The following is a 13,052-nucleotide window of genomic DNA, read 5'->3' as shown; positions in this document are numbered from 1 at the left end:
CCATGATCGACCTCCGATTCCTGCGGGACAACCCCGACGCGGTCCGCGCCTCGCAACGCGCCCGCGGCGAAGACCCCGCCCTCGTCGACGCCCTGCTCGAGGCGGACGCGGCGCGCCGTGCGGCGGTGGCCAACGCCGATAACCTGCGCGCCGAGCACAAGGCGATGGGCAAGCTGATCGGCAAGGCGAAGCCGGAGGAACGGTCCGTCCTGCTGGAACAGGCGCAGGAGATGTCGGCGAAGGTCAAGGAGGCCGAGGTCGCCCAGCACGCCGCCGATGCCGATATGGACGCCGCGCACCGGGCCATCTCGAATGTGGTCCAGGAAGGCGCCCCCGCGGGCGGCGAGGACGATTACATCGTGCTGGAGACCATCGGTACACCAAGGGAATTCGACTTCGAGCCCAAGGACCACGTGGAGCTCGGCGAGTCACTCGGGTTGTTCGATATGGAACGCGGCGCCAAGGTTTCGGGCGCGCGTTTCTACTTCATGACCGGTTACGGTGCGCTGCTGCAGCTGGGTCTTTTGCAACTCGCCGCGCGGCAGGCGGTGGCCAACGGGTTCACCATGATGATTCCGCCGGTGCTGGTGCGTCCGGAGATCATGGCCGGTACCGGATTCCTGGGTCAGCACAGTGCCGAGGTCTACCACCTCGAGGAGGACGAGCTGTACCTGGTCGGCACGTCGGAGGTGCCGCTGGCGGGCTACCACTCGGACGAGATCCTGGACCTGAGCGCCGGTCCGAAGCGCTATGCGGGCTGGTCGTCGTGTTTCCGGCGCGAGGCGGGCAGCTACGGCAAGGACACCCGCGGCATCATCCGGGTGCACCAATTCGACAAGGTCGAAATGTTCGTGTTCACCACGCCCGAGGAGGCCGCGGCCGAACACAAGCGCCTGCTCGCCTGGGAGCAGGACATGCTCGCGGCCGTCGAGGTGCCTTATCGAATCATCGATGTCGCCGCGGGCGATCTGGGCAGTTCGGCAGCGCGCAAATTCGACTGCGAGGCTTGGGTGCCAACCCAGCAGACCTATCGCGAGCTCACCTCGACCTCGAACTGCACCACCTTCCAGGCCCGCCGCCTCGCTGTGCGCTATCGCGACGAGAATGGAAAGCCGCAGATCGCAGCCACTTTGAACGGTACGCTCGCGACTACCCGCTGGATTGTGGCGATTCTGGAAAACCATCAGCAGGCCGACGGTTCTGTCCGGGTGCCCGCCGCGCTGGTACCGTTCGTCGGTACCGAGGTGCTGACACCGCCGCGATAAACACCTCGAAATAGCCCGTCCGACATTGCCTACAGGTAAATAGCTAGGGGTTCGCCATGCCGGATTCACAGGATGTGGCAACTGTAGGTAATTTCTATGTCTAGGCTATTCCCCGTGCGAGGAATCGGGTCTCGCGGCGATACCCGAACCCGGGTGCGGGCCGCGTCTGCGTTGGCGACGGCGATGGTCATGTCCCGGACCACCGGAGCCTTCTATGTAATGGGGGGCGCGCTCGGCCTGCTGATCACGGGAATTGCCCCGGGCAGCGAGGGCAACCGAGCACTGGTGGGTACCGCCGCCGCGGTGGCGCTGCTGCTCGGACTCAGCCTGCTCGGCTGGGGTCCGCGGTTGCCGCATGGGATTCACCATGGTTATGTCGCGATAGCGACGGTATTGGTGACGATCGCGGTATACGCGTTCCCGAATACCGTCGGCGCGATCAGTCTCGCCTCGTTCTATGTATTCATTGCCTGTGATGCCGCATTGTTCTTCGCATGGCCACAGGCATTCGCGCACATAGCCTTCGCTATGGTCATGTGCCTGTGGGTGATGCCGACGCGGCCGGTGCATCCCACACTGCCATGGTGGTCCGGGTTGATTCCGGCGGGTGTGACCTTCGGAGTCGGCGTGGTAGTCGGCATCCTGACCCGAATGGCCTCCGAGGCCGATATCGATGTGCTCACCGGACTGCTCAACCGGCGCGGTTTCGACCGTGCGTTGAACGCCGCGATCGAAACCGCCACCCGCACCGGCCAGGGCCTGGCCTTGGTGCTCGTCGACCTCGACCGCTTCCAGAAGATCAACGATCACCTCGGCCATCGCGCGGGCGATGCGGTGCTGCAGCGGGTCGCCGATACCTGGTCGAAATTGCTCGCGCCGGACCAGCGACTGGCTCGCTACGGCGGTGACGCCTTCGCGCTGCTGTTGCCGAATACCACCGAGCAGGCGGCGATTCTGCTGACCGAGCAGTTGCGGGCATCGGTGACCACCGGGTGTTCGGCCGGAGTCACCTCATGGCAGCCGGGTGAGTCGGGTTCGCTGCTGGTGAGTCGGGCCGATGTCGGTCTGTACCGGGCCAAGCAGGCGGGGCGCAATCGGACGGTGCTGGAGTCGTCGCGACAGTTGCCGCTGGCGGTCGAGTTGCGCGAGGCGATCGACCGTGGCGCGCTCGATGTGCACTACCAGCCGATCGTCAGCCTGACCGAGGGCGGCGGTAAGGCGGTCGGTGTCGAGGCGCTGCTGCGCTGGTCGTCGAGTGCGCAGCCGGATGTCACCACCGAGGGGCTGATCCGGGTTGCCGAGGAATACGACCTCATCTCCGATCTGGACGAGCTGGTATTGCGCCGGGCGTGTGCGGACGCGGCTCGTTTGCAGGAAACCTTCGCGCAACTCGATCTGACGCTGAATGTCAATGTCAGCGGCCTGGAACTGGCCGAGACCGGTTACGCGGACCGCGTCGCCAATATCCTGGCCAGCACCGGCTGGCCCGCCGACCAACTGGTGCTCGAGGTGACCGAGAGCGAGTTGGCGGCCGAATCCCAAACGGCCATCGGCAATCTGCATATTCTGCGCGAGCGCGGCGTGCGCATCGCGATCGATGACTTCGGCACGGGCTATTCGTCGCTGAGTCGCCTGGCCACCCTGCCCAGCGACATCCTCAAGGTCGACCAGTCCTTCGTCGCCGCGATCCGTTCGGACTCACCCGCACCGCCGCTGCTCGGTGTGATCGCAGCACTGAGCAGTGCACTGGACCTGCAGGTGATCGCCGAAGGCGTGGAGACCGAATACCAGGCGGCGGTGCTCACCGAACTCGGTTTCGCGCTGGCCCAGGGCTATCACTACAGCGATTCACATCCGGTCTCGGAGCTGATCACCGATCTGAACGAGCATCAGGGTCGAGTCGGTCCTGGGCTCAATGATCGGGAACTCGGTGATGGAGACCTGCATACCGCCAACGGGTGGCTGCCGCTCGGCTGAAAATCGCTTGACGCGCTGGGGGACAGATCGGCAGGCTGACGGTATGCGTTTACTTATCTACGGCTATTGATTCGATAGGTCGTTGACCCGCGGGATCGGTCTGCGCGGGCTTACGGTGCGGGCGGTGCTCTTCAAGGGCCTCGGTGATCTGATTCCGCTGTATGCGCTGTACGCGGTGCTGTTCGCCGATCATGGATTGAGCACTGGGCAGATCTCTTCTCTGCTGGCAATGTGGTCGGTGACCGCGTTCCTGCTCGAGGTGCCATCGGGTGCCTGGGCCGATACGGTGTCACGGCGTGGGCTGCTCGTCACGAGCGGTGTGCTGCTGACCGCCGGTTTCGCGTGCTGGACACTGCTGCCGACCTACCTGGGATTCGCGGTCGGCTTCGTACTGTGGGGTACTTCGGGCGCGTTGATGTCCGGGACGTTCGAGGCATTGCTCTACGACGAACTCGTCGCCCGCAATGAGCAGCGGGCGTATCCGCGCATCATCGGTTATGCGAGGGCAGCGTCGGAAGCCGCGATCGTGATCGCCATCCTCGGTGCGACGCCGTTGTATATCTGGGGCGGCTATCCGTTGCTCGGCTGGTGCAGTGTGGCGTTCGCGGCGGTGCACACGCTGGTCGGTCTGTCCTTGCCGAGCGCGCCGAAGGCTGTGTCGACGGTGGCAGTGGAGGATCTGGAAGACGAGGATTCGGCTGGGTCATCCGAGATATCGCGAGGAGCAGTCGCCCTGAGTGGCGAGTCGGTGATGGCGCAGGCGTCGATCTCGACGGAGTCGCGGCCGTTCGCGACGTATCTGAACATGCTGCGAACCGGTGTGGGGGAGGCGATTCGGGTGCGTGCCGTGCGTAATGTCGTGGCATTGGGGGCGCTGCTGTCGGGGGTTACGGCCTTCGATGAGTACTTCGCATTGCTCGCTCAGGAGGTTGGGGTGGAGACGGCGGTGGTGCCGGTTTTGGTCGGGATCACGGTTGTCGGTTCGCTGGTGGGTTCGGTGTTGGCGGGGCGCACCGAGGCCATGTCGGCGCGCGTCATGGCGATCGCGGTGGGGCTGGGTGGTGTGCTGTTCGTCGGCGGTGCGGTGGTCGCCGGTCTCGCCGTCCGCTGGCCGGGTGCGGTGTATGTGCTCGCGGGCGTGGGATTTACGGCGATCGGTGTTTCCTACGGCATCGTCTACAACGCCAGTGTGGTGGCGGGGGCTCGGTTGCAGGACGCGATCGAAGGTCCGGCGCGGGCGACGGTCACCTCGGTGTCGGGTCTCGCTGCGGAGGTTGTCGCACTGGCGGTCTTCGGGTTCGCCGCCATCGCCACGTTGTGGCTGTCGATGTCGACGACGGTCGCGTTGCTGGGCGCTTCCATGCTCGCTATTGCCCTGCTGATTCCGTCCTCGCTACCGCGCCGCACGTCCGATCGGTGAGGCAATGGGCCGTCAGCTGTGGGTCGCTTCGATGAGAGGGGTTCGCCGCTCCATTCTGGCATGGATCCTTGCCAGATATTCGAATTTGTGAGACGGTCTTGTCAGATGTGCTCGGCTTGGGCGCGAACCTCTCTTCCGATGGGTGAAATGCAATGACGCATGACAACCAGCTGCTGCCCACTCCGCCGCTGTTCACGGAGTTCCCCTTCCGGTACGCGGTGCCGGTGCTGGCACCCGGCGATCTGCGCTGCACCGCGGCGCAGCGGGATTCGTTCCGCCGGTTCGCGCAGGTCGGGGATCCGCTCGCGGACGGTGTGGTCGCCATGTTCAAGCGGCTGCCGGTCGGCGAGGGTCGGCGGATGTTCGAGGTCGCCGTGGAGCGCGGAATCGATGCGGTGCCGAATGCACCCGACGAATTGACGGCATTCTTCGGTCAGGTCGAGACGGACCCGTACTGGCTGGACCGCACCAAAATCGACCGCGGTGCCCGGGTCGTGGAACGCACCAGTGTCTGGGGTGGGATCGCGATGGGGATGTTCGCGCTGATGGGCGGCTATCTGGCCTCTCGCGCGGATAAGGCCCTGGTCGGCACCGGTGATCTCGATGCCATGGCGCCGCGCCGCCTGGCCGAAACCACCCAGTGGTGGCTGGACGTCACGACTCCCGGTGGCCTGCAACGCAATCAGGTCGGCTACCAGAGTGTGCTGCGGGTGCGGCTGATGCACGCGCTGGTGCGCGCGGGCATGAATCGACGCCCCGATTGGGATTACGAAGCCTGGGACCATCCGGTGAACCAGGTGCTCACCGTCGGCACACTCGGCCTGTTCTCGATGGCGAATCTGGTTGGCGCACAGGCGCTCGGCCTGCGCTTTTCGGCCCAGGAGAAGGATTCGGTATTCCAACTCTGGCGCTATGTCGGCTTCCTGCTCGGCATCGACGCCGAAATCCTGCCGACCAATGAAACCGATACCTGGCGCGCTTTCTGGATCCTCGCCGATACCGAATTCATCCCGGACGAGGACTCCCGACGCCTGGCCCAGGCCCTGGTCCCGGCCGCGGGCGGCCTGTTCATCGGCACCGACACCACAGGTCAGCGCCTGATCCGCCGCGTGATCACCAGTTATATGGTCGCCTACAGCCGAATCGTCCTCGGCCCGACCAACTCTGATTTCCTCGGCCTGGAGAACAGCAAGTTCTTCCAGAGCGCCGTCATGGCGACTGCTGTAGTCAACGGCGCATTGGAAGTACCCCGCCAACTCATCCCCGGCGCCACCCGCTTCCAAGAACGGCTCGGTGCCCGAATCCGCGCCCGCCTGGTCCGCGGCTCCATCGCCCGCAACGGCGGCGACCGCACCTACGCTCGTCACGACACCTACGCTGCCCGCACCACCCTGCGCGCCGGGTAACCGTGCTGCCCCTGCGCGCCGGGCGGTCGGCAACGGCGCGTTCCGACCGATGCCGCCATGGCATCACCGCGATGACGTTCGGCGAATGGCCGCAGTCAGTGCTTGGTCACGAGTTGGCGCTGGAAGTGGCGGCGCTGCAAGGGCGCTCGAAGCAACTCCACATACGGCGATACAGCCGATGACGGTCTCGCATGGCTGGTCGACTCGGTCGATGGTGCAGCCGCCAGACACACATCTGACGAACATCCTTCGGCCGACTTGCATCGAGGGTGACCGGCCATTCCGTGCGAATTCGGCGCCAGCGAAGGGTGTCTGATCGGGCTGGTGTGAGGTGGGCTCGGGCGCGGTGGGTTGTGGCGCGGTCGGGGGATGCGGGGGGTGGCGGTACGGTGCGGGGATGGTGGCGCGGGCGAAGGTGGGGTTGGCCTTCGGGTTCTGCATCGGGGCCGGGGTGGCGGTGCAGGGCCGGATCAATGGGGCGTTGGGGGTGCGGTTGCGGGATGGGATCGCGGCTGCCTGTATCAGTTTCGGCATCGGTCTAGTGGTGTTGGTGATCGCGTTCGCGGTGAGTCGGCGGTTGCGGGACGGGCTGGTGCGGGTGCGGCGGGCGGTGGCCGATGGTGAGCTGCGGCCGGTGCAGTTGTTCGGTGGGCTCTGCGGCGCGTTCTTCGTTGCGTGCCAAGGACTTACCGTTGCGGCGATCGGCGTCACGGCCTTCACCGTCGCCACAGTCGGCGGGCAATTGCTGAGCAGTCTGGTGGTGGACCGGCTCGGGTTGGCGCCGAATGGCCGCACTCCGGTCACGGTTTCGCGCGTTGGCGGTGCGGCGCTGGCCATGGTCGCGGTGGTCCTCGCTGTGGCGGGAGGGTCCGGCGCGCCGGTCGGTTCCGCGGCGGTGCCCGAATGGCTGCGCAACAGCCCGACCGCTGTGCTGATCCTGTTGCCCGCGCTGGCCGGAATCGGACTGGCCTGGCAGCAGGCGGTCAACGGTCGCGTCGGCGCGGTCGGCGGTCCGTTCTCCGCCACCCTGGTGAACTTCGGCATCGGCACCGCGGCCCTTTTCGCCATCGAGGCCTGCATCCTGGTCGGCACCGGCTTGCCTGGTGGATTCCCCAGCGAGCCATGGCTCTATCTGGGCGGCCTCATCGGCGTCGCCTTCATCGCCTTGGCCGCCATCACCGTCCGCTGGATCGGCGTCCTGCTCCTCGGCCTTACCTCGGTTGCCGGCCAACTCCTGGCCTCGATCACCCTGGACCTGCTCACCCCAACCGGTGCCGGACTCTCCCCAACCGCCGTAATCGGCTGCGCCCTCACCTTCCTCGCCGTCCTCGTCGCCACCCGCTCACGAACCTGACCCCAGCGCCGAACTTCCGGCATTGCGGGGCAGCGACTCACCGATGTGTCAGTCATTGCACTTGGTGTTCGGGGCCGACCTTGCTCGAGGGCATGCGCCTGGACATGGGCCGCCCAGCGACCCCACCGCAATGGTCGACCTCGCCGGGAGACCTATCTTGCGGTGCTCGGATTTGTTCGGTTAGCTGCTGCCGAACCAGCCCGGTGGGAACCACTGGCCCCAGCCGCCGTTGCCACCCCAGCCGCCGCCCCAGCCGCCGCCGCCCCAGCCGCCGTTGCCGCCCCAGCCGCCGTTGCCACCCCAACCGCCGTTGCCGCCCCAGCCGCCGCCGCCCCCGCCCCAACCGCCGCCATTGCACCCGGGGCCGTAGCCCGGGCAGTGCGGATTATCTGTCTGCACAACACCTGGTCCGGGTGTCGGCATCGCCGTGGCGTGAACCGCCACTGCCGTCATCGGAACCGCCACCGCCGCTCCAACGAGCGCGACCTTTGCGAGCAGTCGGCGCGCGGTGCTGCCGCGCGCCTTGTTGATGATCATGGTGCCTTCTTCCGGCGAATCGTCCCGCGTACGGGACTCGCCGATCGTCGAGTTCGTTCGATATTCCCCGACGCCCCTGATTGTAGGAGCCCCAGGTAGTCGCCACCAGCACGTGAGCGACCGAATCGCACCGAATTTCAGAACCGACCGACAGTCGGCAAAAGGCACCCGGGGGACCAGAATTCAGACGAGCTTGTGCGAGCGCAACTCATGTCCCTTGGAGGTCTTGCACCGCCCGGATTCCAGATCCCACTGCCACCCGTGCAAATTGCAGGTGAGGGTATTTCCTTCGATCACGCCGAATTTCGACAGATCCGCCTTCAGGTGTGGGCAGCGGCGCTGGACTTCCCAGCCGGCCAATTCCGTTGAGGCGGAATCATCGTGCGCCTCGGCGAACCAGCCGTCCGCGTACGCGATCCGCTCATCGGTGAGGCATTTGAAGAAGGTGTAGAGGAATTCGTTGTAGCCGCCGATGCGCCAGGCCTGGAATCGAGTGGACAGGAAAATGGTGTTCACCCAGTCCGGCTCGTCGTCGCGCAGCACGGTGCGCACCAGTTCCGGCGGGATACGGAAGCCGTAGCGATACTTGCCTTCACCCTCGATCGGCTCGCGCACTACGCGCTTGGGGAAGTCCAGCACCACGGTTTCGTCACCCATGACCAGTCCGACCGGATAGCCGATCCCGTCGCAGATCAGATCGCTCTGCTTCATGATCGGCTCGAACAGCGCCTTCAGCGGTTCCAGTAGCCGCTCGTCACCCGTTGCCCACGAAGCCTTTTCGGCCGCCAGCACCGGAGCGAGACGCTGTGCCATCAGCTCGATGTATTCGGCCTTGTTGTCATAGATCAGGCCCGGCTCGAACGGATGGGCCAGCGCGAGTTCGGCACCGCGCACGTCGGCGACCGAACCCGGGATCATCAGGATCCCGCCCTCGTTGCCGTGGATTTTCATCTGTTCCAGGAACACCATCTGATCCGGGAAGATATTGCCCTCGTCGCCGCGATCGTCATTGAGGTAGCGCAACTCGTCGTCGAGAAATACCGGCGGGCCGGCCGAGGGCACTACCCAGGTGGCGTCGACCTGCTCGACATAGCTGCGCGCACGATCCATTCCGCGCTGACGCTTCTGCTTACCGAAATTCGACTTGGTCCGCGAAGGAATGTCGTAGACCATCGGATACCAGATCGCGCCCGAGTACTGCAGCAGGTGGATATCGATATGCCCGAATGCGTCGTGCAGCACATCCATATCCACCGGACGGGCGTCGTTCATATTGAAACAGGTGGTCTCGCCGTCGGCGACGACCAGCCCGGAGTCGCCGATCGGTCCGTCGGCGGGTGCGCGCAGCGCGATGATCATGATGTCGATCTCGCCGCCGGGTCCGCTCACCCGATGCTTGACCGAATCTTTGGTCTCGAAGAACTTGTGGAAGCCGAGCTTCTCGAGTTCGCGCTTGAGATCCGGCACCGGATAGTCCGGCAGCAGTACGGTCGCGTCCTTGTTGACGTGCTTCGCGATATGCGCCGCGTCGAAGTGGTCGCGGTGCAAATGCGAGACGTACAGGAAATCGCAATTGCCCAGCTCGTCCCAGTCCAACTGGGTGTTGTCCGGAAACGGGAACCACGAACCGAAGTACGCGGGATTGACCCAGGGATCGCAAAGGATCGACCCGGCCGCGGTGCGGATGTGGAATCCGGCGTGTCCGACGCTGGTGATCTGCACGAGCTGCTCCTCCTGACCGTTACCAGCCATCCAGGGTAGTGGTTAGGCAGAAACGTCGCCGATGCAGTAGCCCTCGGCGTCCGCGGTCAGGGTGAAGGTGTGGGTCTGGGTCACACCCGAGGAGTTCGTGACCGGAACCTGCACAGTGACGTAGTCCGCACGCAGCCGCTCCGAGCGGATCTCCTGATCGGTGAATTTCGTGGTCCCGGTCAGCTTGCCCGGGTTGTTGGCCAGTGGCGGGGCTGTCGGACTGCCGGTTCCGTTGGGGTCCCAGTTCGCCGGGCTGGCTTTGCAGACCAGCGGATACGTCCCTTCTTTATCGGAAGGGTCGAGGGGGGTGCCGACGAAGCGGGACAGATAGCGTCGCACGGTATGCCTGGCATCGGCCTCATTGGGTCCAGCTTCGCCGTCCTGGGCCACCCACGGGCAGACGATCTGAGACGAATTCTTCGTGGCCGCCACCACTTCGTTTCGATCGAAGGTGACGGACGTGCCCGCGTTCTGCCAGGTGACGGTGTTCTGTGTGGTGGTCGCGGGCTGTGCTAGGGCTTTGAGGATCGCCGTCTGCTCGGTGGCCATATCGGCCACATTGCCCGGAGCCAGCATCCAGCACTTGGCGCGCAATTCGGCAGGTGTCGAACCAGCCAATACGGCCCCGAAGCGCGCCGCGACATCTGTCGCGCCGGGCAGGCCGGGGACCGCGCCGACCGGCACCGCGAACGCTCGCGCCACGTCCGTAGGAGTTGTGGTCGCAATCGCGGCCGATTTCGTGCTGGCAGTCGGAGTCGATGTTTGCTTCGGCTCGTCGCCGGGAATGCCGGATACCGAATCGCAGCCGGTGAGCAGCACGGCGCCGGTCAGCAGACCACCCATGATGGCCGCCAGCCCTCTCCGGTCGCGTTCGCGCGGGTCCTTCCAGTCGCGTTCACGCGGGATCGGGCGGGCGCGTTCCACTTCGGGGGTCCTCTTTCTAGACGTTGAGCGACGGGTCAGACGCGCGCAGTCGCGGCGGCTCTGCCGGATGGGACAGTCAGCGACTACGCTAGCGGAATTGTGGAACCCGTCTACCAGACGATAATCGGGCTTGCCCGGACCGTCTTCTTCGTCGAAGGTTTGAAGTTCAGCGTCAAGGGCGCTGAACATATTCCGGCGCGCGGTGGTGCCGTCCTTGCGGTGAACCACACCGGCTACATGGACTTCACCTACGCGGGTCTGCCGGTGCGCACCCCCAAGCGGTACATCCGTTTCATGGCCAAAAGAGAGGTGTTCGACAACAACATCTCCGGCCCGATCATGCGGGCGCTCAAGCATATTCCGGTCGATCGGTCCGCAGGGGCCGACTCGTACCAGGCGGCACTCGAATATCTCCGCAAGGGCGAGTTGGTCGGCGTCTATCCCGAGGCGACGATCAGCCGCAGCTTCGAGATCAAGGCCTTCAAGTCCGGTGCCGCGCGCATGGCGATCGAGGCGGAAGTGCCGATCATCCCGATCGTCATCTGGGGTGCTCAGCGCGTGTGGACCAAGGGCTTCCCGAAGCGTCTGGGCCGCACCAACACTCCGATCTCGATTGCCGTCGGCGCACCGATCCAGCCCTATGAGCCGGCCGCCGAACTCACCGCCCAACTCCGCAGCACCATGCAGGCCATGCTGCTGGATCTGCAGCAGGACTACGTGCACGAACCCGGCGCGTACTGGGTACCGGCACGCTTGGGCGGCAGTGCGCCTACCCTCGAAGAAGCCGATGCCATGGATGCCGCCGAAGCCAAGGAGAAGGCGGCGCGCCGGGCGGCCGAGGATTCGTTGTAGGGGAAGCTATGTCGCGGGAACCGGTCTATGACATTCTCACCGGCTTGGTTCGCACGATATTCGCGGTGCAAGGGCTGCGCATCGACATCAGCGGACAGGACCGGATCCCGCGCACCGGCGGCGCCGTACTCGCCGTGAATCACACCGCCTACCTCGACTTCATGGAGGTCGGGCTGGTCGGGCGCAAATCGCGACGCAATGTCCGATACATGATGAAGGCCGAACTCGAGCACGGCATCGTCGGCTTTCTCATGAAGCACTGCAAGGCAATCGGTGTCGACCGCGCGGCCGGAGCGGCGTCATACCGACGCGCCGTCGAGGCGTTGCGGGACGGCGAACTGGTCGTGGTCTATCCGGAAGCGACGATCAGCCGCAGCTTCGAGCTCGAGGAATTCAAATCCGGCGCGGCCCGCATGGCGATCGACGCGGATGTGCCGATCATCCCCATCGTCATCTGGGGCGCGCACCGCATCTGGACCAAGGGTTTCCCGAAACAACTCGGTCGCCATCGTTTTCCGATCAATATTCGCATCGGCGATCCGATCCCGCCCGCCGAACCGACCGATGACCTGACCGCCGAAACCCGCACGCGGATGGGCGAATTGCTCGAACAGGCGCAAACCGGCTACCCGATGCCCGAAGGCGCGCCTTGGGTCCCGGCCCGCCTCGGCGGCGGCGCGCCTACGCTTGCCGAGGCCGCGGTTCTGGAGCGGGAAGAGATGGCCCGCCGTCGCGCTCGTGCGGCACAGCGGCAAACTCGCTGAACTCGTCAGGACGACTGGCACCGGGTTGGCGCGGGCACCCGCCCCTGGAAGAACTTGGCCGGTGGAACGCCCATCAGAGCTTTGAAGTCCGCCGACATGTGCGATTGGTCGTAGTAGCCGTGGACGGCCGCAATGTGGGCCAGCTCGACTCCAGGGGTGTTGCTCGCATCGACGAGGATCTGGCGCACACGCCCGATCCGGGCGAAATGCTTTGGGGAGATACCGATTCCAGTGGTGAACAGGTTGCGAAGCTGGCGTTCGCTGACGGCCAGATCGGTGGCGAGTTCGTGAACCGTTGGCCTTGCGGATATGGCGGCAACCGCATCGCGGAGTAGTTCGCGGTGGGTGCGCTGCGTCGCGTCTTCGGAGATGCGTTGCGGGAGGACCTCTTCCAGAAAAGGCAGGACCTCATCCGTTGGCAGCGTGGCGAGTTCGTTCGCCAGCTCGGCGGCAACGCCGGGAAGGTCGGCGAGGCGGACAACGCGATCGGCGATATCGGTGGCCGGGACGCCGAGCAGTTGCCGGGTCGCGCCGGGAGCCAGGCGCAGGCGGACGCAGCCGGCGGGCTTATCGGCTGTGGAGTAGGAGGCGCGGGTCTGCGGGCCGAGGACGAGTGCGTCAGGGCGGTCTGCGGTGCGGAGCACGATCGTCGTCCCGGCGTGCGGTACATGCGTGAGCGGTAGGGAGGCATCGGTGTCGGTGGGGAAGCGTCCCAGCTCGGTGATCCACGCACGCAGCGATTCGGGTGCGGGCACCGTTGGTTCGATCAGGTCTACCTGCATGCTCACCCGACCCACTGTA

General features: G+C 65.4%; 11 protein-coding genes. 7 read left to right on the top strand and 4 right to left on the bottom strand.

From position 1 onward, the window contains the following. Positions 1–2: 2 nt before the first annotated feature. From serS to ACIBI6_RS28775, 5 genes are all read left to right on the top strand, one after another. Positions 3–1,265 carry a serine--tRNA ligase gene (gene serS / locus ACIBI6_RS28795; RefSeq protein WP_364351043.1) on the top strand — a complete coding sequence of 421 codons (1,263 nt, stop codon included), beginning with the start codon at positions 3–5 and terminating at the stop codon, positions 1,263–1,265. 114 nt (positions 1,266–1,379) lie between these two features. Continuing rightward, the gene (locus ACIBI6_RS28790) at positions 1,380–3,242 is read left to right on the top strand and encodes a bifunctional diguanylate cyclase/phosphodiesterase (protein ID WP_364351046.1); all 1,863 of its coding nucleotides are present in this window, start codon (positions 1,380–1,382) and stop codon (positions 3,240–3,242) included. A gap of 82 nt (positions 3,243–3,324) precedes the next feature. Further along, a complete protein-coding gene (locus ACIBI6_RS28785) occupies positions 3,325–4,662 on the top strand; it encodes an MFS transporter (protein WP_396958439.1) in 1,338 nt (445 codons plus the stop codon). 152 nt (positions 4,663–4,814) lie between these two features. Beyond that, a complete protein-coding gene (locus tag ACIBI6_RS28780) occupies positions 4,815–6,068 on the top strand; it encodes an oxygenase MpaB family protein (RefSeq protein WP_396958438.1) in 1,254 nt (417 codons plus the stop codon). A gap of 397 nt (positions 6,069–6,465) precedes the next feature. Next, the gene (locus ACIBI6_RS28775) at positions 6,466–7,422 is read left to right on the top strand and encodes a DMT family transporter (RefSeq protein ID WP_396958437.1); all 957 of its coding nucleotides are present in this window, start codon (positions 6,466–6,468) and stop codon (positions 7,420–7,422) included. A gap of 180 nt (positions 7,423–7,602) precedes the next feature. Here the strand turns inward: ACIBI6_RS28775 and ACIBI6_RS28770 are convergent, their stop codons facing one another. From ACIBI6_RS28770 to ACIBI6_RS28760, 3 genes are all read right to left on the bottom strand, one after another. Then, positions 7,603–7,959 (bottom strand): hypothetical protein, encoded by a 357-nt coding sequence (locus ACIBI6_RS28770; RefSeq protein WP_396958436.1) that lies wholly within the window; start codon positions 7,957–7,959, stop codon positions 7,603–7,605. Between the two features lie 183 nt (positions 7,960–8,142). Continuing rightward, positions 8,143–9,681 carry a Rieske 2Fe-2S domain-containing protein gene (locus ACIBI6_RS28765; protein WP_396958435.1) on the bottom strand — a complete coding sequence of 513 codons (1,539 nt, stop codon included), beginning with the start codon at positions 9,679–9,681 and terminating at the stop codon, positions 8,143–8,145. A 42-nt stretch (positions 9,682–9,723) separates the two neighbouring features. After that, positions 9,724–10,635 (bottom strand): hypothetical protein, encoded by a 912-nt coding sequence (locus ACIBI6_RS28760; RefSeq protein WP_396958434.1) that lies wholly within the window; start codon positions 10,633–10,635, stop codon positions 9,724–9,726. 99 nt (positions 10,636–10,734) lie between these two features. Between ACIBI6_RS28760 and ACIBI6_RS28755 the strand changes: the two genes are divergently transcribed. Beyond that, the gene (locus ACIBI6_RS28755) at positions 10,735–11,487 is read left to right on the top strand and encodes a lysophospholipid acyltransferase family protein (protein ID WP_396958433.1); all 753 of its coding nucleotides are present in this window, start codon (positions 10,735–10,737) and stop codon (positions 11,485–11,487) included. 8 nt (positions 11,488–11,495) lie between these two features. Then, complete coding sequence (locus tag ACIBI6_RS28750; protein WP_364351066.1) at positions 11,496–12,251, top strand: lysophospholipid acyltransferase family protein; 756 nt, start codon at positions 11,496–11,498, stop codon at positions 12,249–12,251. Positions 12,252–12,256: 5 nt separating this feature from the next. Here the strand turns inward: ACIBI6_RS28750 and ACIBI6_RS28745 are convergent, their stop codons facing one another. Beyond that, positions 12,257–13,033: a helix-turn-helix domain-containing protein gene (locus tag ACIBI6_RS28745; protein ID WP_396958524.1), complete on the bottom strand. Its 777-nt coding sequence runs from the start codon at positions 13,031–13,033 to the stop codon at positions 12,257–12,259. Positions 13,034–13,052: the final 19 nt, after the last annotated feature.

Origin of the sequence: Nocardia sp. NPDC050412, from assembly GCF_044458825.1 — a bacterium.
GTDB lineage: Bacteria > Actinomycetota > Actinomycetes > Mycobacteriales > Mycobacteriaceae > Nocardia.
The sequence above is the reverse complement of the archived record's forward strand: the minus strand, read 5'-3'. Positions and strand labels throughout refer to the sequence as shown.

Excerpts from the sequence above, each read along its gene's own strand:
- serS (WP_364351043.1), top strand. The coding sequence starts at position 3 with ATGATCGACCTCCGATTCCTGCGGGACAACCCCGACGCGGTCCGCGCC.
- ACIBI6_RS28780 (WP_396958438.1), top strand. The coding sequence starts at position 4,815 with ATGACGCATGACAACCAGCTGCTGCCCACTCCGCCGCTGTTCACGGAG.
- ACIBI6_RS28775 (WP_396958437.1), top strand. The coding sequence starts at position 6,466 with ATGGTGGCGCGGGCGAAGGTGGGGTTGGCCTTCGGGTTCTGCATCGGG.
- ACIBI6_RS28770 (WP_396958436.1), bottom strand. The coding sequence starts at position 7,959 with ATGATCATCAACAAGGCGCGCGGCAGCACCGCGCGCCGACTGCTCGCA.
- ACIBI6_RS28750 (WP_364351066.1), top strand. The coding sequence starts at position 11,496 with ATGTCGCGGGAACCGGTCTATGACATTCTCACCGGCTTGGTTCGCACG.
- ACIBI6_RS28745 (WP_396958524.1), bottom strand. The coding sequence starts at position 13,033 with ATGCAGGTAGACCTGATCGAACCAACGGTGCCCGCACCCGAATCGCTG.